Source organism: Streptomyces sp. AC1-42W (assembly GCF_003248355.1).
GTDB lineage: Bacteria > Actinomycetota > Actinomycetes > Streptomycetales > Streptomycetaceae > Streptomyces.
This window is the reverse complement of record NZ_QKWY01000001.1, coordinates 3,268,720-3,287,701: the sequence shown is the minus strand read 5'-3', so window position 1 is coordinate 3,287,701 and position 18,982 is coordinate 3,268,720. Positions and strand designations below refer to the sequence as shown.

Sequence of the window (18,982 nt, the reverse complement as noted above, 5' to 3'; positions counted from 1 at the left end):
CGTGATCATTTGTGGTCTGAAGCTCACGCACGACGGCTCGGTGGCGCTGCTCGACGACGGCGCTGTCGTCTTCAGCGTCGAGATGGAGAAGCTCGGCAACAACCCCCGCTACAGCACGGTCACCGACCTGCGGATCGTCCCCCGGCTGCTGTCCGACTTCGGCTACAAGCTCACGGACGTCGACGAGTGGGTGATCGACGGCTGGAACGGCCGGGAATCCGGCAGCATCACCCTGGCCAACTTCGGCGAACCGGTCGAACTGCCAGTGGCTCCCTACCGCGAGAGCGGCCCGGAGGACAGCCTGCTGCGGCCGGGGCACCGCGGCGTGTTCTCCATCGGGAGCGAGGACCGGGCGTACACCAGCTACACCCATGCCACCGGGCATCTCGCAGCCGCGTACTGCACCAGCCCCTTCGCCGTCGACGGGGAGCCGTCCTTCGTCCTCGTATGGGACGGCGGCATGTTCCCCCGCCTCTACCACGTCGACCCGGGCAAGGGCATCGAGAACGGCGGCGAGATCTTCCCGGTCGTCGGCGGCTTCTACGCGACCGCCGCCCATCACTTCGGCCCGTACCGCAGGAAGGACGAACCGCGCAGGGTCGTCGACCTCTCGGTGGCCGGAAAGCTCATGGCCTACATCGGGCTCGGACAGCCCCGGCCCGAGATCACCGCCGTCCTCGCCGACGTCTTCCGCCAGCGGTTCGAGGGCGAGACCCGGACCGCCGAGGACTACCGCGCCGAAGTAGGAGGCTGGGGCATCCCCTTCGACCCCTCCCTGCGCCACCTGCACGCGTTCTACCGGGAGGTGCGCGAACGGCTGGACGGCACGGGCGCCCTTGACGTGGACGTCCTCGCCTCGGTGCACCAGTTCCTCCAGGACCTACTGCTGGACCGCCTCACCACGAGGATCTGGGAGTGGAAGGGAGCCGGCCCCTGGAACCTCTGCTTCGTCGGCGGCTGCGCCCTGAACATCAAGTGGAACAGTGCGCTGCGGGCACACCCGATGATCCGGGCCATGTGGGTACCGCCGTTTCCCAACGACTCCGGCTCGGCCATCGGCACCGCCGCGGCGCACCTCATCGCCCGCTCAGGGATCAGGCCGGTCGGCTGGCACACCCGGCTGGGCCCGGAGACCGGCCCGGCTCCCGAAGCACCGGCGGGCTGGCAGGCATCACCGTGCTCCCCGGAAGAGCTCGCCCGCCACCTGCATCGCACGGGCCGGCCCGTCGTCGTACTGAACGGCAGGGCCGAACTGGGGCCCCGCGCGCTCGGCGGCCGCAGCATCCTCGCCCCGGCGACCGACGCGGCGATGAAGGACCTCCTCAACCGCGTCAAACAGCGGGAGCCGTTCCGGCCGGTCGCCCCCATATGTCTCACCGAACACGCACCAGAGATCTTCGACCCTGGCACCCCCGACCCTCATATGCTCTTCGACCACACGGTCCGCGACGCGTGGGCCGACCGTATCCCGGCGATCCTGCACGTCGACGGAACCGCCCGTCTGCAGACCGTGAGCCGCGACGACGACCCCGTCCTGGAAACCGTGCTGCGCGAATACCACCGGCTGAGCGGCATCCCGGTGCTGTGCAACACCAGCGCCAACCACAACGGCCGGGGCTTCTTCCCCGATGTCGCCTCCGCCATCGCCTGGGACCAGCTCGACGCGGTGTGGAGCCAGAGCACCCTCTACCTCCGCCGACCCGTCGAGGACGGGACACCCGGCAACGGGCTGTCCGAGGACCGGGAGACACTCGCCGGAACGTTCCGCAGCACGAGCGTCGCCGACGCGTACGCCAGGCGAGTCCCCTACCCCGCAGCGGTCGACGACATCCTGCTGGAGCTTCTCGGCGGGGAGCCCCGTCGCGTACTCGACCTCGGGAGCGGTCCGGGCACGCTGGCCCGCAGGCTCGCGCCGAAGGTCGACAACGTCGACGCGGTCGACCCCTCCCCTGCGATGATCGCGGCAGGCCGCAGCGCACCCGGCGGCGATCACCCGGCGATCAGCTGGCACTGCCGCACCGCGGAGGAGTTCACCCCCACCGTCACTTACGGCCTGGTCGTTGCCGCGAAGTCCCTCCACTGGATGGACTGCGAGAGCCTGCTGCCCCGGCTGTGGTCCTGGCTCAGCCCAGGAGGTGTCCTCGCCGTCGTCAGAAGCCGAAGGATCGTGCCCTGGCGCGCGGCCGAGCGACAGTTCCTCTCCGGCTACGCCCGCTCGCGACCGCGCGCGGACATCGTCGAACAGGTCCAGCGCCAAGGTCTGTTCCGGCGCATCGACGAACGGTTGACCGAGGGTGTGACAGTCCGCCAGAGCGTGGACGACTACATCACCTCCTTCCACTCCATGGAAGCGTTCCGGACCGAGGACCTCGGCCCCGAACGTACCCGCGTCTTCCGCAGCCGATTCCACGAACTCCTCACCCCCCACGCCGAGGGCGGCGAACTGTCCTTCACCGTGATGGGCTGGGTCACCTGGGGGCGGGGGTGAGCCAGGCGCACGGAGGTACGGCACAACGGCTCGTGCCGTCACCGGTGTTTCTGCTGTCGACGATGCGGTCGGGATCCACCCTGCTGCGGTGCGTCCTCGGCAGCCACTCGGCCGTGCACGCGCCCCACGAACTCCACCTGGGACAAGTACACGTCAGCACAGGCGCCAGTGCGGACCTGGCCCTGCAGGTCGCCGGCCTGGATCCGCAGGAACTCAGATTCCTGACGTGGGACCGCTGGCTCCACCGAGAACTGTCCCGCAGCGGCAAGAGCGTCCTGGTCGAGAAGACCCCCAGCAACGTCAGAATCTGGAAGGACATCGCCACCTGCTGGCCCGAAGCACGCTACATCTTCCTCATCCGGCACCCGGCACACATCGCCGCCTCCCTCCAGGCGGCGGGATACGACAACCCCACCTCCGTCGTCACCGCCTCCGCCACCCTCCTGGAACAGGCACGGGCCGAACTGCCCGGCCCGACCGTGCGATACGAGGACCTGACGGCACATCCCGAAGACGTGACAGAGGAGCTCTGCAAGCACCTCGGCCTCCAGTGGGAACCCCGGATGCTGGACTACGGACGCCAGAACCACGGCCCCTTCATCCCCGTCATCGGCGACTGGAGCGAGCGCATCCACTCCGGCCGCATCCAACCGTCGCGGCCGCTGCCCGACGAGGCGGACATCGATGAGGACCTGAGAACCCTGTGCGCAGTCTGGGGATACTGACCAGCCTCCGAACCGGAGCCACGGTCCGTGGCAGGTGCCGCGCGGTGAGCTCACTCAGTCCCACCAAATGGCATCATGATCACTTCCAATCGCGGGCGACGTCCCGAACCCCACCGGGCGCCCACTCCACAGAGTGCCGAATCCTCGGAGTCGGGTGTTGTCCCTTCTTCCCGCCGGCGGTGATGACGAGCCGGGCGGCGATGCCGCGCAGGCTCATCTCCTGCTCGCGCAGGTGGAGGGCCATGGAGTGCATGGCGTCGTCGACGACGCCGGCGCCGCCGATGGTCTTGCCGCGTTTGCGGGCGGACTCGTGGCCTTCGAGGGTGCGGTCGCGGATGTACCCGCGTTCCATGCCGGACATGGCTGCCAGCACGGTGAGGACGATGCCGGAGGGGTCGTGCGAGCCCTGGAGTTCTCCGGTGAGGAATGCCAGCCCGACATCGCACGCCTTGAGTTCCTCGGCGAGCACGGCCAGTTCGATGCCGCGGCCGAGCCGCTTGTGCTCGTGGACGACGAGGGTCACGCGGACGCCGGAGGAACGGATCTCCCCGGCGAGCGTCACGGCGGCCTCCAGCTCGGGACGTTTGGCAGCGCGGGCCGAGATCTTATCCGCGAAGACACGGTTCACCTCCGACTCCGCCATGGCGTCGAACTGCGCGTCCAGAGACTGCCGGGCTGTGAACGCGCGGCGGTACCCCAGGCGTACGTGGCCGACTGGCTCGGCGCCGGTGTCCACCGGCCGAGGCAGCTCGGTCCAGGCCGAGCCGGGCTTGCGCACCGCAGGAGTCGGCACGTTCAGCACCTTGGCGAGCTGGGGCACAAGGCGGAAGCGGGCGGTGTGGTATTGGACGGCGACCTTGCCCCTACCGGTGTGGCAGGGCGAGCCCGGCGGGACGGCGCAGGTCGACATCGGGCAGGTGTGCGCTTCGACGCGCTTGAAGTCGTCGCTCATGATCCGGAATCGGTTCATGAGGGTGTTTCAGGCATCCAGTCGTTTGCAACAACCCATGAAACATGGAAAGTCCAGCGCCACCGGCGGCGGGGACGGTGATTCATATGTGGTCACCTATGAAACGCGGCTTGTGTGCTCTATCGGCTGGATTGACATCTTCCGCTGACGGCCCGTCGGGCGGAAATACCGTTGCAAAGTGGCGAGATGATCCATAGCTTCTATCGTCGTCTCGGGATTCGAAGGGTGCGCCCGATGTGGCTCCGGCCGTTGCTCCCGGTGCTTGTCATACGGCAACCGGCCCGAACAGGTTCACCATATCCTGTTGGAGGGCCATCACATCTGTCACCGTATGCAGGCCCCGGCCAGGGATGGGTTCCCCACCTCGCGGCCCGTCCACGTGTGCCGCCGCAACGGCTCTGACCTGGTGGGCCGGGTCGGGCAGATAGGTGAGGCCGGTGACGCGGAATCGGGCGCGGGCTGCGGGCCGCGCGGCCTCGCGGCCCGACAGATCGGCCATGGTGGGCGGCTGGCTGAACGTGCCCTCGTAGAACTCGATCTCGGGCTCCTCGTTGCAGCCCCATATCTTCCACACGTAGGCGGCGTGGAAACGCCCGCCGAACTCGATGGAAAGAACGTCACCCGCACGCAGGAACGTGAGGGAGCGGGGAGTGATCGGCTTACGTGCCAGCGGCGTGGGTGCCGTGGAGAGGAACTTCTTGATGTCCTCCGACTGCCTTTCAAAGGCATCGGAGAGCACGACATCACGATTGAGGTCGTCGACCGCCCTGATCGCCTGCGCGGTGACGTCCTCGTCGTGGAAGCCGTACTTGTGCAACACCGTGGCGAGCGCTACCCGGACCATGTTCTTCGCTGAGGGACGCACGTCGTCGCAGTTGAGCAGGCAACTCCAACGGGCGAGCACGGGGGTGATCACCTGGCGGGCGAGTTCCTCGTGCGTTGCCGGCGGGGCCAGCATCTGAACCTGGATCCACCGCGCGATAGTGGGTCTGTGGACGAGGAAATAAGAAGAGGTGCCTGCTGACCTGGGATGATGGGAGTTCCTAGGCTCTCATCAGTCCCACGAAGCAAGGCACCTCGTAAGTGAAAGTCTTCCACAGTCCGGCGGCGCTGTTCGCCGCGTTCGACGACCCCGACCTGATCGCGCATGCCGGGCTCATCCCCACGATCCGGCTGGCCGAGCGGTGCGGCCTGCCCGCCCTGGTGGCCGAGAAGGTGAAGCTCACCGGCGCCAAGAACGGTGCCGGGACGGCCGCCGACGCGAAGGCGCTGTCGATCGTGGGCGGGATGGTGGCCGGGGCGGACAGCATCGATGACCTGGATGTGCTGCGTCATGGTGGGCTGGCCCGGTTGTTCGGCGGGGTGCGTGCCCCGTCCACGCTGGGCACGTTCCTGCGCGCGTTCACCTGGGGGCACGTACGCCAACTGGAGTCCGCCGCCCGGGCGTTCACGTGCAATCTCGCCGCGCACACCGGCCTGGTCCCCACCGCGGACGAGGTGGTGTTCGTCGACATCGACTCCAAGGTCAAGCAGGTCTACGGCCCGGCCAAGCAGGGCGCCTCCTTCGGCTACACCAAACAGCGCGGCCTGCACTTCCAGATCGTCACCGTCAAGACGGGCACCTGCGCGCCGGTGATCGTGGCCACCAGGCTGCGCAAGGGCTCGGCGGGTTCCGGCAAGGGTGCGGCAAGTCTGCTGCGCGAGGCCCTTGCGGTGGTGCGGGCGATGGGCATCACCGCACAGATCATCGTCCGCGCCGACTCCGCGTACTTCTCCCACAAGGTCGTCGACGTCTGCCGCAAGGCCGGCGCACGGTTCTCGCTCGCGGTCGCGGTCAGGAAGAAGATCCGCGAGGCCATCGCCACCGTTCCCGAGGACGCCTGGACACCGATCAAGTACGCCGCCGCCGTCTGGGACGCCGACGAGGAACGCTGGATCTCCGACGCGGAGATCGCCGAGGTCCCCTTCACCGCGTTCACCAGCAAGAAGAAGGCGTTCCACACCACCGCCCGGCTGATCGTGCGCCGGGTGAAGCGCCTGAACCCCAAGAGCGTGCCCGAGGGGCAGGCCCAGCTCTTCGGCGTCTGGCGTCACCACGTCATCTTCACCGACAGCCCCTTCGTCCTGGCCCAGGCCGAACCCATGCACCGCGAACACGCCGTCATCGAGCAGGTCTTCGCCGACCTGGAAAACTCCGCGCTCGCCCACCTGCCGTCGGGGAAGTTCACCGCGAACGCCGCCTGGCTCACCCTCGCAGCCACCGCCTACAACCTCACCCGCGCCAGCGGCCACCTCGCCTCCGCCTTCCACGCCAGGGCGAGGACCGGCACCATCCGACGCCACCTGATCAACATCCCCGCCCGGATCGCCACCGGCGCCCGCCGCGTCACCCTCCACCTGCCCGAACGCTGGCGCCGGGCCGACGACTTCACCGACCTGTGGACAGCCACCGGCCAGCGCATGCTCACCTGAACCACACGCTCGACCTGACCGCCCACGACCTGGAAGAACCTCGGAGACCCCGCACCGGACGGCCACCCGGCCCATCGCGCTGCCCGCACCCCGAAAGATCACCCCGAGCCCGCCCGATACCGAAGATCAGAATTCACGCGGTGGATCGAGGCTGAAAGTGCGCCCAGCGTGCAACGTCCTCGTCCAGAGCCCGGACATGCCCCCCTGCAGCCAGCTTGTCCAGTACTTGCTGATGCTTCACGCCGCTCCCCGCTCCACACAGTCCAAGAGCGTCCAGGATACGCACCGCCCCCGCCCCAACGGACCAGCTGCCTTCTTCGGCTCTCCGGGCATGGATGTGGGTCATCCTGTGCGGCTTGCGGGGGCGGCTGGGCGGGGTCGCGGAGAACGCAAAGCAGGCCGCGCTCGGCGGTCTGCTGACGGCTGCTGTCGCCGAGCGCCCGTGCGGCCAACTGCTGGGCGCGGGCGGTCCCGGCGACGCCGTAGCATCAGGAAGGCCACGGCCGCAGGGAGGCGTCGACGCTGCGGGCGCGGACCGGGCACGGGGTGATGAATCCGGGCCACCAGGGCGAGTTGTTGTCGCCCTGCTGCCACTGGTCGGTCCATGCGCAGATGCGGGCGATCGCCTCGTGTGCCCCGGGGACCTTCTGCTCGCCGAGCACGGCCAGGGACAACAGCGCCAAGCCGGCGCCGATGCCGTGCGCGAGACCGAATCCCCCCGCCGCGCCCCCGAACAGCAGGCCGCCTGAGCCGCGTTGCGCGACCAGCACGCCGCTATCATGCCCAGAAGAGGTGACGGGACGTGACGGATCAGGAGGCCGGTCGGGGCCGTGGCAGTACGGCGGCGGCGCGTGAGGCGTACGCCGAGACGTGGAGCCGTGAACGTTACGGCAAGGGGTGGGCCGGGCGTGTCTACGCCCCGCACTGGGAGAACTGGCTGTACGAGCGCCACTCCAGGGACGAACTGGCCGGGTGGGCACGGCGATCGGACCTGTTCCGGTACTGCCGCGCCCACGGCGGGCACATCGACGACGGGGACGATCTGCGGGTGGCGATCCGGATCGGGACCGAGGCCGACCTGGTGGCGGCCCTCGGCGTACTCGGCATCCGCCCGGTGCACGTGCCTGAGGACGCCCCCCGGCCGGTCCCCGGAGTATCCTACTCCGCCGCCCGGTTCCGCGCCTTCCCCGATCGGATCACCGCCTTCCCGCACCTGGCGCAACCGGGTTGGGTGCGTGTCGCCGGCCAGAGGGTGTGGGTCCACGCGCGCGCCGGGCAGCTAGAACTCCGACTCTTCGACGCCTACGAGGTCACCGAGGCGCAGGTCGCGGCGGCGGAGGCGGTCGAGCCGCTGCTCGGCGCCCAGGGTCTCGGGGATTGCCTGATCGACCCCCCGGAAGACAGCCCGCACTGCCTGTGCCCGCGGTTCTACCCCGGCCTGTGGCCCACGCGCTGATCCGCCGGCCCGGGCCCCCACGGCGGGCGGCGGGGACCGGACCTGTACGCTCGGCAGCATGGCGGGTCCTCAAAGCTGGTCCAGGCTCGCGGGTGGAAATCCCGTCCGGGTAGACACGAGCCCGTACACCCAGCACGGTTGTCCGATGATCGTGCTCGCTTTCATCAAGCCGACCTGCGGCCCCTGCCCGGTCCGGGAGTTGTGCACCACCAGCCGCCGGGGCTTCCGTCAGCTCACCTTGAACCCCCGCCCACTGACCGAGGCCCTGCGAACCGCCCGCGCCGAACAGACAGGCCGGGACTCGCAGGACACATACGCCCTACGCTCCGGCGTCGAGGGCACCATCCGTCAGGCCCTCGCCGTCACCGACAGCCGCCGGGCCCGCTACCGCCGGGGACCTGGAGCTGGCCATTCCCAAGCTGCGGGCCGACCTTCTTCCCCCGCCTGCTGGAACGCCGGCGCCGCATCGACCAGGCCCTCTACGCGGGCTGACTGAAGCGTTCCGACTCCTGTGCCGGTGCCGTGCTGGCCGGTGACCGGTCGGCTCGAGGTCGCCCTGACCACCGGCATGTTCCACGGCCTCGTCGAATCCACCAACACCAAGACCCGCCTGATCATCCGCCGCGGCTTCGGCTTCCACACCGCCGACGCCATCATCGCCCTCGTCATGCTCACACCCTCGCCGGCAACAAACCCACCCTCCCCGGCCGCCAACACCGGACAGAATGACCCACACATACAGCAGGAGAACCGTTCCTATTCAGTGAGCAGGAGTGAGTCCTGGACCCATTCCTGTTCGCTGCGGACATCCCGAACGGTTTTGGGTGTCCTGGCTTCCCGCGTTCTCGTCGCGTCCGGCGGCACGGATCGTGTCCGTGGTCCGATGACGCGGGGGCGGGGTTCCTCACGCCCTGGGGCACCCGGTGCGGTCTGGACGGTCCGATGCCCCGCACGATCACTCCGGTCGTGCGGGGGCGGTGTCGTCCTTCCCCAAGCTCTCAGCTTCGTTCGAGCAGGGGATGCCCCATCCCGGATCGAGTGTCCGAGGGCGCGTCGCCCGATCGCGATGCCGGCGGCATCGTGACGGGACATTGTGCGGTGGGGTGTGGTCAGTGGCTTCTGCCAGTGCTGCCCACCCCACATCGAGGTGTAGGCCGGGTCGACCGCGATGATCGCGAGACCGTGTTCGGCCGCCATGGAGACAAGGCGGGCCTTGAGCCTGCCGGTCGGCAGGCCGGAGATCAACTGCCGGAAACGCTTCCTGCGCCCGTGCTTCTCCTGCGTCTTCTCCGCCCCGAAGTCCAGGTCCTCGATGGCGATCGCGGTGACGCCGGACCGTGTGGCCCAGTGCAGGAGGCGGGTGAGCGCGTGGCGGACCTGCGCGTCACGATGCCCTGCCGATCCGCTGAGGTCGTAGGGGAAGCGGCGGGGGTTGCCGACCGGGTTGCCATGGAGGTCGAGGCGGTAGGCGGCGAAGTGATCGGCATTGGTGTCCACCCCGATCACACCCCCGGCCCTGGCCGCCTCCAACGTGACCGTCTGCACCACCGGTCGTTGCCAGGAGGCGGTCACGTACCAGCGCCCCCGCCCGGTGTCGTAGTGGATTCGGTAGGCCACAGCACGGTTGCCCTCGACACGGTCGGCCCACTCCGCACCCCAGTGCGCGAAGGCGACCCTGGAAGTGAGGGTGTAGCGGCCATGCTTGCTGTTGGCCAGGTGAGCCAAGGGGGCGGGGAGCTTGATGCTGACCCGGCCCTGCGGAGTGACGCGGATCGTCTCGTTCCCGTACCGCTTGCCCGACTCGCCGTCCGCCGCCAGGAACCACCGCTCCGCCTCCCACCGCTCCCGCCACTCCTCCTCGCTCAGCCCGGCCTCGGCGAGATGATGGCGCGTGTTCAACAGACGCTTCCCACCACGCACGACCCGTACCCGCCCCGACCGCCAGTCCGCGACAGCGGCAGCGTGCCGGTCCTCCAAAGCTTTGAGACGGCGGGACTTCTGGAACCACTCACCCCGGGACCGGTAGCCACCCGCCGCACGCCTCGTGCCCTTCGACCCGACCGGGAGCGACAACCGGTGCCGCAAGGTCCTGATCCCGGCCTCCAAGGAGCGGATATGGGCGGCAAGGCACCGCCTCGCCAGCGCTTCCTAATGCTGTTGTCAAACGGCCGCAGTCGCTGAGGGTGTGACTTGATAGCACCGTCGGTCACGGATCAGGGCCCACAGGACGTTGACGCGTCGGCGGGCGAGGGCGAGCACGGCTTGGACGTGCTTCTTCCCCTCGGCGCGTTTGCGGTCGTAGAACTTCCGCGAGTTCGGGTCGTAGCGGACGCTGACCAGCGCGGAGGTGTAGAAGACGCGCTGGAGTCTTCGGTGGTAATTGAGCGGCCGGTGGAGGTTGCCACTGACCTTGCCCGAGTCGCGAGGGGCGGGGGCGACGCCGGCGAAGGCCGCCAGGGCGTCCGGGGAGCCGAAGTCGTCCAGGCTGCCGCCGATAGCGGCGAGGAACTCGGCACCGAGCACGGTGCCGATGCCCGGGACGCTCTGGACTATGTCGGCGAGTTCGTGCTCGCGAAACCGGCCCTCGATGAGCTTGTCCATCTCGGAGATCTGCTCGTTGAGGGCCATCACCTCCTCGGCCAGGGTGTGGACCAGCTTGGCGGTGGTCTTCTCCCCGGGGACGGCGGTGTGCTGTCGCTCGGCGGCCTCAACTGCTGTTTCGGCCAAGGCTCTTGCGTTGCGGACCTTGCGGTTGGCCAGCCATTTGGTCAGCCGCGCGGTCCCGGCGCGGCGGATCGCGGCCGGAGCCTGGCAGCCCGTCAGCAGCCTGAGCGGGCCGGTGTTGGTCACGTCCAAGGCACGCTCAAGGGCCGGGAACATGCTCAGCAGGGTGCCGCGCAGCCGGTTCACCACGCGGGTGCGGTCTTCGACCAGGTCGGCACGGCGTCCGGTCAGCAGCTTGAGTTCGATGGCGGCTTCGTCACCGGGGCGGATGGGCCGCAGGTCACGACGCATCCGGGCCTGGTCGGCGATCACGTAGGCGTCGCGGGCGTCGGTCTTGCCCTCGCCGCGGTAGCCGTCGGATGCCCGGTTCACCAGACGGCCGGGGATGTAAAGGACTTCCTGGCCGTGGTTGATCAGCAGAGCCAGCAGCAGCGCGGGCTCCCCGCCGGTCATATCGATGGCCCAGGTCACCTGGCGGCCGTCGGCCAGGTCGAGGACGTCACCGATCAACTTCAGCAGCTCGGGCTCATCGTTGGCGACCCGCCGCGACAGCAGGGTCTTGCCCCCGGCGTCCAGCGCGAGGCCGTGATGATGGCCCTTGCCACTGTCGATCCCCGCCCATATCCGGCTCATCGTGCTCCTGACGTACGTGTGCGTGCTGTTCGTACCACGGACGACCTCGCCGGCATTGCTCTACACAGCGACTTGTTCGCACTTCCTAATCGGCGGCCGAGTCGTCGTGGGGCGCCGGGCGGCGAAGCGATGGTAGCCACGAAACGGCAGCCCACTGATAGCCACACCCAGCACCCCTGGGCGACCCAACCCTACGAATGGCTCGATCAACCCGATCAAGAAGGTAGAGCCCACTGATCATGCGACGCCTTCGTGATCGCCCCCGCGATCCGCGACGACGACACCCCCGTCAACCCACGCTTACGCACAGCCCACGACTCAGCATCGTGGTCCAAGCCATCCGCGCACCGGGCCTTCAGATCCCACGACGCCAGCCCACCCTGATACGCGCCGACAGCCCGCAGCACCCGCTCGTCCTGCCCGGTGAGGTGCTTGAGACGGCCCCGCACCGCCACCCCCGACGGCCCAGCCACCACGAACGACGCCGCCACCTCCCGCACATCGCCCACCAACACACCCCGCCCACGACCGGCCACCACACCACCCAGCACAACGAGCAACCCCCCACAAGGTCACCCATCCGACCCCGGAACCCGCATTCCCCCCACACCCCCACCACTCACCCCCAAGCACTACAGCTCACTCATACGCGCTCAGCCCACAGCAGTTCAGAACCCCCTTTCGCAGGCACGCACCTCTGTCGGACGGGTCTCTCCGCCGTCTTCCGTTGCCCGCATCTTCTCGCCGCGAGGTCGGGCCGACCCTACGGGTTCGGGGCCGATCGCCGCTCTACAGCCCGGCGGCAGCATCGTCGGCCGTGATGGTCCGCAGCGGCCGGTGTCCTTGGTCATCGAGCTGGGCGAGTTCGTGCTTCTAGTCCCGTACTTCGCGGGTCGTTGATTCGTATGGTGTGACCGGTCTGGGAGTGTCCCGGGCCGGTCGTATGGCGTTGGTCCGGATGTGTCGATGACTTCCCGGTCCCCGCGGCCACGATCTGAGCGTCAGCGCCTTGAAGTGGTGGTGACGTCCGTGGTGGAGAAGCGTCTGGGCGCTCTGCCTGTCGCTGCCGAGTTTCTGCGCCGGCTGGACGTCGCGGGGATCGTCGACGAAGTGTGTCCAGGCGGTGCGAGCGCCCATCTGACGCACGGGCAGGTCATCGAGGCACTGGTGGCCAACCGGCTGACCTCGCCCGCACCACTGGTGCGCGTCGGGGACTGGGCGAGGACCTGGGCGGTGGAGGAGGTCTTCGGTATCACGCCGGACCTCCTCAATGATGACCGCCTGGCCCGCGCCCTGGACGCGATCGCTCCGAAGCTGGAGGTCATCGCGGGCACGGTCGGCGCTCGGGCGATCACCGAGTTCGGGATCGATGTCTCGCGGCTGCACTGGGACATGACCAGCATGTCCGTCCATGGCGCTTTCCCTGCCGAGGAGCAGGACGAGCGGTACCCGCTCATCGCCTGCAACGGGCATCCAAAGGACCGGCGCGTGGATCTGAAACAGATCCAGTCCGGGCTCGCGGTCTCGGCCGACGGCGGTATCCCCGTCCACTCCCGGGTCTTCGACGGCGCCGCGGCCGAGGTCAGCCAGGTCGTCGGGGCGATGAAAGACCTGCGGTCGATGGCCGGCACCCACGAGTTTCTGATGGTCGCCGACTCCAAACTGGTGTCCTACTCCAACATCACCGCCCTGCTTGAGGCCGGTGTGGAGTTCATCGCGCCCGTCCCGGCCGCGCAGATCAAGGACGAGGTCTACGCGGTCCTGGATCCCCAGCAGGCGCAGGCCGTCGACTGGGTGCCCGGGCGGGACGAGAGGAAACCGGAGACGGAACGGGAGACCTACCGAGTCCTGGAGGACATTCACACGCTGACCGGGCGCCGCAAAAGCGACCCGTCGCTGACGGTGCGCCGGATCCTGGTGCATTCCACCGCCGTCGCGGCCGGCCAGCGGGCGGCCCGGGCCAAGCGACTGGCCAAGGCCGCCGAAGACCTCGACAAGCTCGCCGGTGCGGCAGGCGGACGGCACTACAAGACCCGGGAGAAGATCGTCGCCCGGATCGGCGTCGTCACCGCCAAGCGCCGTGTCACCTCCTGCCTGCGCTGGCAGATCACCGCCGACGAGCAGGGCACCCCGGGCCTCACCTGGCACTTCGACCAGGACGTGCTGGAAGCCGAAGCCGCCGTTGACGGCTGGTGGGCGCTGATCACCAGCGTCCCGGCCGAGAAGGCCGGACCCGCCCACGTCCTGATTCAGTACAAGGGCCAGGGCACCGTCGAGCGGCGCTACCACGACTTCAAGGGCCCCCTCGCGGTCGCACCGGTCTTCGTGCAGCACAACCGGCGCGTCGCCGCGCTCATCCAGGTCATCTGCCTGGCCCTGCTCGTCTTCTGTCTGATTGAGCGGCAGGTCAGACGCGCTCTGGGCCCCGACGAGACCATGGCCGGCCTCTACCCGGACAACCGACGGGTCCGCCCTACCGGCCGCATGATCCTCTACCACCTCGGCGAACTCACCCTCCGGATCGGAAACGTCACCGACCCGCCAACCGTCCAGATCAACCGCGGCGTCCAACTCCACCTCCTCGACCTCCTCGACACCGACATCGGACAAACCCGCTGGCCACAGACCTGAAACGGTCACCCGCGAAGTACGGGTCTAGTCGACGGTGATGGAGCCGTAGTAGTTGACCACCGAGCTGCGGGCCAGGGAGATATGCGCCAGGACCTCGGCGTCCACCTCGCGGCCCGCTTCGCGCAGTTCGCCCACGGCCAGGCCCATGTACTCGGTGTGCCAGCAGACGACCGAGTTCGTCACGACGGTCAGGCACCATGCCTGCTCGTTCTGCTGCTCGGGCTGGCGGCGGGTGACCTTGCCCTCGCGGGCGTAGTGAAGCTGGCGGCGCAGGGCGTGCAGCGACTCGCCCTTATTCAGCTGGCGGGCGATCTTGCGCCGGTAGCCCTCGTCGGAGAGGTACTTCGCCGCGTAGATCGTCCTCCTGATGGCCCCGTACCCCTTGAGCGCGGCGGCCAGCGCATTCTGCCGGGAGGAGGCGGAGAGTTTGCCGACGATCAGGGATGCGGTGGCGTGCCCGTACTTCACTGACCCTGCGAGACGGAGCAGGTCGTCCCAGTGGTCGGCGACCAGGCCAAGGTTGGCCTTCTTCGTCAGTAGCGGTCCTGCTTTCGGGAACCGCTCCTCAGTAGTCGGCCTTGGCGCCCATCCGGTACTGCGTGATCTTGCCCAGGTCGCGGATGCGCGGGGAGAGCTGTTTGCCGACCAGGTCGAACAGGCCGAAGTTGACCAGGGTGATTATGTGGACAAGTCAAGGTGGCTCTCCTCCAGGGTGTCGGTGGGGTCTTCGAGCGGCTGGCCGAGGTCGTTCAGGAGCTTCTCGATACGGCCGACGGTGCAGTGGTGTCGCTCGACTTCGCGCGCCCAGCCGTGGTTGGCGGCGTCGGTGGCGAGGGCGTTCTCGCCCTTGCGTCGCGCCCGTAGCCGTGGCGCGTAGACCGGGGTCGTGACGAACTTCGCGCAGGTCAGGTAGAGATCGCACTCGCAGGGTCCCTCGGCGGGGAGCCGCAGGCAGTGCCCGAGTTCGAGTTCGGTCTTGAAGAAGTTCGTCTTCAGCCAGTCGACGGCTTCCTCTGGCAGAGCGCCTGACTTCAGTTCCTCGGAGGCGGGGCCGGCGATGTTGGCGCCGGGTTCGAGGACGGCCTTGTAGTCGCGGAGGACTTCCTGGTCGTTGATCTGCGCATAGACGAGGGCCATGGACACGCTGGAGTGTCCGAGGACCTTCATGATCGTGTGGAGCTTGGCGCCTCGCTCAGCCAGCTGAGTGCCCACGGAATGACGGAAGCGGTGGGCGGTGACGGTGCCGCGGCCGGTGCCGCCACGTCCGCCGGGACGGACCAGCCCGACGGCCCTGCAGGCTGCCTGGATCGGGGTGTCGAACAGGTAGTACGTCGACAGCAGCTTGCCGTGCTGCATGAAGAGGTAGCGCACCGGTTGCCCGGTCAGCTCGTCGGTGAAGGGGCGTTCGCGGCCCTGCCTGCGCAGGTCGATGACCTTCTGGAGGGCGTCCGCCGCGTCGTCGTGCCGGGGCACGACGCGTTCCTTGTAGGTCTTGCTGGCGGGCAGCCGCAGCCGGGCGGTGCCGTCCGGGTAGCGATCCAGGCAGTCGAGGGGCAGGCGGCGGATCTCGTCCCGGCGGGCTCCGGACCAACGGGCGACCAGCAGGGCAGCGCGCTGGAAGGGGCAGGCGATGGTGTCGATCACGGGCATCAACCGGTCCAGCTCGTCGTCCGGGATGAAGCGGGGGACCTTGATCGGTGATTTCGGTGAGTCGCCGGGACCGATGAGGCTGTGCCCGGGGACGTCGTCCCACTGCCACACCGCGGTGTCACGGAAGAACTGGCCCAGGCCGGAGGCCCGCTGAATCCGCGAGACGACTCCGAGGGGCTTCCCGGTCCGCTCGGTTGGTTCCTCGGCGATGTGCTGGAGCCAGGCGAGGCAGTGCTCGCGGGTGACATCGGCGAACGTGACGATCTCGGGGTGGTGTTCGCCGAGCCAGTCGCCGAAGCGGCGAACCGCGAGTTCCAGCTTGTCCACTGTCACCGGGCGGTCGGTCAGTCTGCGGGCCGCGAGCCACTTCTCGGCGACGGCCTGCATCCGCGGTGGCAGCACCAGTGGCGGTTTCCACGAGGGCATCAGCTTGCGGGGGTGGGTGGACACCTGGCCGCGGTGGAAGAGCACGACCTGCAGCTGGTGGAGGTGGGTGACCCAGTTCTTGGCGGCGCCCTCCAGATAGCGCTGCCTCGACGGGTAGAAGCGTTCCAGGTCCGGGTGGTCGGCGAAGAACCGGATGGCCTGCAAGGCCTCGGCGATGTGGTCTTCGGTGATTGCGGCGACGTCGAAGACGCCGGTGTGAAGAGCGATGCGGCTGACGGACCAGTGCATGGCTTGACGTGCGGAGTTCGGGTTGAACCCCAAGCCGATCGCGTCGTCGACGAGCTCCTTTGCGCCCAGGTCAATGCCCAGAGCGGCGGCCAGCTCGACGATGGCGAGCTGTCCGGGGGCGAACAGCCACGGGTAGTCGAACGTCGTGTAGCCACGCAGTCCGAGATAGACCAGGTAGGTGCGGGCCCGGAAGGACACCGGATGGGACGGACGGTGGAAGGGCTCGCCGTGCAGCCGGCCGACCCGTTCGACCAGCGGGGCGCCGAACCAGCCGGCGAGCTTGGGCCACCGGTCGATGAACTGGCGCCGGAACCGCAGCTTCTGAAGCTGGTACTGCCGGTTGCCGCCCTGACCTTGGACGTAGGAGCGCCATTCCTCGTCGGGGCAGTGCCGTCGGGGACGCCGCTGCTGAGGAATGGCCCCGGGACTGGCCAGCATCGCGGCTGTGGAAACGCCTTTCGACCTCACTGCGCCCCCTGCGTCGGTGCGTCGTTCCTGACGAGGGCGCGGTTGTACTCGGCGACGACGGCCGGATCGGAGACCCGGGTGTAAATACGAGTCGATTCGGGCGAGGTGTGACCAAGGCGTTTCTGCAGCGTGAGCTCCCTCATCCCGCCCTCCCACATGCGTGTGGCGTGGGTGTGACGCAGGGCGTGCGGGGTCACCCACGGCTCGCGAACCCCGGCCCGGGTGCAGGCACGGGCAAACATCCGCACCAGCCCGTCGTAGCCGAGTGGTTCCAGCCTCCGAGCGCCATGGCCGCCGATGAGGAACACCAGCGGGCTCTCCGCATCGATGGGCCGGTCGCCCATCACGTAGGCGCTGACCGTGGCCAGGGCCTCGGGCTCGTGAAGGTCGACCACGCGCTCGTAACGGGACTTCGACCGTGCGCCCTTCGGATGGTCGTCGCGGTGACGGACCACGACGCGCCGGCGGCCGTAGGCGATGTCCTCCAGGTGCAGCCCGAGGGCTTCCCTGGGACGCAGGCCGCCCTGGAGCATCAGCAACACCAGTGCCCGGTCGCGTGTTGACCGCAGCTCGGCGAGCAGGGCCTCGACCTGGGCATCGTCCAGAGGCCGGGGCAGAGCCTGGACGGTCTTGACCCGGACCGCGCGGCGCACTGGCCGCTGGCGGCTGGCCCTGCCCATGAACGGGCGGTGGCGCTCGGAGACCCGCTGCAGGGCGGGGTCCGGGCGCTTCTCAATCGGGTTCGCCCGGTCCAGCAGGCCAGCAAGGATGGCGTACTCGTAGAAGGAGGACACCGCCGCCAGGATCCGGTTCACCGTGGTCGCTGCGAGCTTCGTGGCCGGACCGTCCGCGTCGGCCGTAGCGACGGTGAGCACCATGCGCTGCCGCGGGCGGCGAGAGGGGACCGTGCGCAGGTACTCCAGCAGCGGAATCGCATGCGGTGGAGCGAACACATCCCAGGTCAGACCGCGCTCGCCGAAGAACCGCCACAGGTGCCGAAGGTCGTACGCGTACGACACGAGGGTGTTCGGCGAGCAGTTCCTCGCACCGAGGAAGCGCAGGAACCCCGAGACGACTTCGATCGGCTCGCCCGTGTCGTCGAGCAGTTCGACCCGATGCGAGCCGTCCTCGCGACGATGGTGCAGGACCCGCACAGCCACCTCCGGAACGGCCCCGTCTGACGGCACATCTGGCCGCCCATCCGGGCTAACGGGGCATGAGGTGTCCAGGTAACAACATCGCCATGCGTGTCGGTGGCGTGCTCGGTGATCGGCAGGTCGGTGGCGTTGCCCAGAATCTCGTCCAGTACGTAGTGGGTCTCGCGGTGCGTGGCCACGATGACCTTCGTGCCGAACGTGGAGTGCTGGCCGGAGACGTGGGTGTAGGTGGAGATGCCCTCCGAGACGAAATACTTGTTCAGGTGCCGGGCGGTGATCAACCTTCCGCGTGTGGGGAACCGCTGCCCGTCCGAAGAGGACAGCGTGCCGGAGCCGAACATGGCCGTCACCGGCAGCTTGTGGTGGTAGTTGACCAGGCAGATGTTCGCCTCGCGCAGCGTCTCCTCACGGATGTACCACTCCGCCGTCCACGCCAGCACGTCGTACGGGATGCCGCACGAGGCGGCCATCCCGTGCAACCCCAGATTCGTGGAGAGCCCGATCAGGCAGGCGATCAGATTCCTTTTGAACTGCGGGGAACGGGCCTGCTTGCCGCCGGCGTGGACAAAACAGTCCAGGAAACCGGTGTGCTGGTCCATCTCCACCAGCAGCGAGGCGATCGACACGTTCGGCAGCATCCGCTCCAACTCCGCATGCAGGTCCTCGGCCTCGGACGGAATGTCCTCCGCCGTCAGAGGGGAGATGACCAGCTCCCCGTCATCGTTCAGCCGGACCGGCCCGTCACCGCGCCCCAGGACCTCCTCCAGGTCGGTGAGAGCCTCATCCAGTTCGTCCATCACCAGCGGCAGCACCTGCGAGACGTCCGGGCTCTTGCCCACCAGACGGCAGAACTCTCTGCGGTGCGTCTCCCACTGGGCGGGCTTGAACAGGTAGGCGGCGGGGTTGTCGTAACGGCGCGAGCCCGGCACGAAC

Annotated in this window: 14 protein-coding genes and 3 pseudogenes; 6 read left to right on the top strand and 11 right to left on the bottom strand. The window is 68.5% G+C overall.

Annotation, left to right across the window (positions count from 1 at the left end; genetic code table 11):
• The first annotated feature begins 1 nt into the window (after nt 1).
• Nucleotides 2-2,488 (top strand): carbamoyltransferase N-terminal domain-containing protein, encoded by a 2,487-nt coding sequence (locus DNK56_RS15190; RefSeq protein ID WP_111334291.1) that lies wholly within the window; start codon nt 2-4, stop codon nt 2,486-2,488.
• A complete protein-coding gene (locus DNK56_RS15185) occupies nt 2,485-3,213 on the top strand; it encodes a sulfotransferase family protein (protein ID WP_274578624.1) in 729 nt (242 codons plus the stop codon). The genes DNK56_RS15190 and DNK56_RS15185 overlap by 4 nt, the downstream gene beginning before the upstream one ends.
• A gap of 79 nt (nt 3,214-3,292) precedes the next feature.
• Here the strand turns inward: DNK56_RS15185 and DNK56_RS15180 are convergent, their stop codons facing one another.
• Together DNK56_RS15180 and DNK56_RS15175 are read right to left on the bottom strand one after the other, a co-directional pair.
• Nucleotides 3,293-4,183, bottom strand: coding sequence for a recombinase family protein (locus tag DNK56_RS15180; RefSeq protein ID WP_241989881.1), 891 nt, complete (start codon nt 4,181-4,183; stop codon nt 3,293-3,295).
• A gap of 265 nt (nt 4,184-4,448) precedes the next feature.
• A complete protein-coding gene (locus tag DNK56_RS15175) occupies nt 4,449-5,141 on the bottom strand; it encodes a hypothetical protein (RefSeq protein WP_111334289.1) in 693 nt (230 codons plus the stop codon).
• A gap of 125 nt (nt 5,142-5,266) precedes the next feature.
• Between DNK56_RS15175 and DNK56_RS15170 the strand changes: the two genes are divergently transcribed.
• Nucleotides 5,267-6,655: an IS1380 family transposase gene (locus DNK56_RS15170; RefSeq protein ID WP_111334287.1), complete on the top strand. Its 1,389-nt coding sequence runs from the start codon at nt 5,267-5,269 to the stop codon at nt 6,653-6,655.
• A gap of 488 nt (nt 6,656-7,143) precedes the next feature.
• Here DNK56_RS15170 and DNK56_RS15165 read toward each other — a convergent pair whose 3' ends face one another.
• On the bottom strand, nt 7,144-7,425 hold the full coding sequence (locus DNK56_RS15165; RefSeq protein ID WP_111334285.1) for a hypothetical protein: 282 nt from the start codon (nt 7,423-7,425) through the stop codon (nt 7,144-7,146).
• Nucleotides 7,426-7,457: 32 nt separating this feature from the next.
• On the opposite strand from DNK56_RS15165, the gene DNK56_RS15160 reads away from it, so the two are divergent.
• A complete protein-coding gene (locus tag DNK56_RS15160) occupies nt 7,458-8,111 on the top strand; it encodes a hypothetical protein (protein ID WP_111334283.1) in 654 nt (217 codons plus the stop codon).
• A 58-nt stretch (nt 8,112-8,169) separates the two neighbouring features.
• Nucleotides 8,170-8,607, top strand: a complete 438-nt coding sequence (locus tag DNK56_RS15155; RefSeq protein WP_111334281.1) for a transposase — start codon at nt 8,170-8,172, stop codon at nt 8,605-8,607.
• A 260-nt stretch (nt 8,608-8,867) separates the two neighbouring features.
• On the opposite strand, the pseudogene DNK56_RS15150 reads toward DNK56_RS15155, so the two are convergent.
• The 3 genes and pseudogenes from DNK56_RS15150 to DNK56_RS35975 all read right to left on the bottom strand — a co-directional run.
• Nucleotides 8,868-10,256 (bottom strand): annotated as a pseudogene (locus DNK56_RS15150) (IS200/IS605 family accessory protein TnpB-related protein); the annotation flags it as partial.
• Nucleotides 10,257-10,271: 15 nt separating this feature from the next.
• Nucleotides 10,272-11,468 carry an IS110 family transposase gene (locus tag DNK56_RS15145; RefSeq protein ID WP_111329880.1) on the bottom strand — a complete coding sequence of 399 codons (1,197 nt, stop codon included), beginning with the start codon at nt 11,466-11,468 and terminating at the stop codon, nt 10,272-10,274.
• Nucleotides 11,469-11,692: 224 nt separating this feature from the next.
• Nucleotides 11,693-11,977, bottom strand: a pseudogene (locus DNK56_RS35975) (IS200/IS605 family accessory protein TnpB-related protein); the annotation flags it as partial.
• 520 nt (nt 11,978-12,497) lie between these two features.
• On the opposite strand from DNK56_RS35975, the gene DNK56_RS35970 reads away from it, so the two are divergent.
• A complete protein-coding gene (locus tag DNK56_RS35970; protein ID WP_241989879.1) occupies nt 12,498-14,099 on the top strand; it encodes an IS1634 family transposase in 1,602 nt (533 codons plus the stop codon).
• A gap of 24 nt (nt 14,100-14,123) precedes the next feature.
• Here the strand turns inward: DNK56_RS35970 and DNK56_RS15130 are convergent.
• From DNK56_RS15130 to DNK56_RS35965, 5 genes and pseudogenes are all read right to left on the bottom strand, one after another.
• Nucleotides 14,124-14,666: pseudogene (locus DNK56_RS15130) on the bottom strand (Tn3 family transposase); the annotation flags it as partial.
• On the bottom strand, nt 14,665-14,772 hold the full coding sequence (locus DNK56_RS36740; protein WP_446750467.1) for a Tn3 family transposase: 108 nt from the start codon (nt 14,770-14,772) through the stop codon (nt 14,665-14,667). The pseudogene DNK56_RS15130 and the gene DNK56_RS36740, both read right to left, overlap by 2 nt.
• Before the next feature lie 5 nt (nt 14,773-14,777).
• Nucleotides 14,778-16,862, bottom strand: coding sequence for a tyrosine-type recombinase/integrase (locus tag DNK56_RS15125; RefSeq protein WP_111334277.1), 2,085 nt, complete (start codon nt 16,860-16,862; stop codon nt 14,778-14,780).
• A gap of 26 nt (nt 16,863-16,888) precedes the next feature.
• Entirely contained in the window at nt 16,889-17,953 is a 1,065-nt protein-coding gene (locus tag DNK56_RS15120) for a tyrosine-type recombinase/integrase (RefSeq protein WP_241989967.1), read from the bottom strand.
• Nucleotides 17,854-18,978, bottom strand: coding sequence for a Tn3 family transposase (locus DNK56_RS35965; protein ID WP_111415622.1), 1,125 nt, complete (start codon nt 18,976-18,978; stop codon nt 17,854-17,856). Before DNK56_RS35965 ends, DNK56_RS15120 begins: the two co-directional genes overlap by 100 nt.
• Between the last annotated feature and the right edge of the window lie 4 nt (nt 18,979-18,982).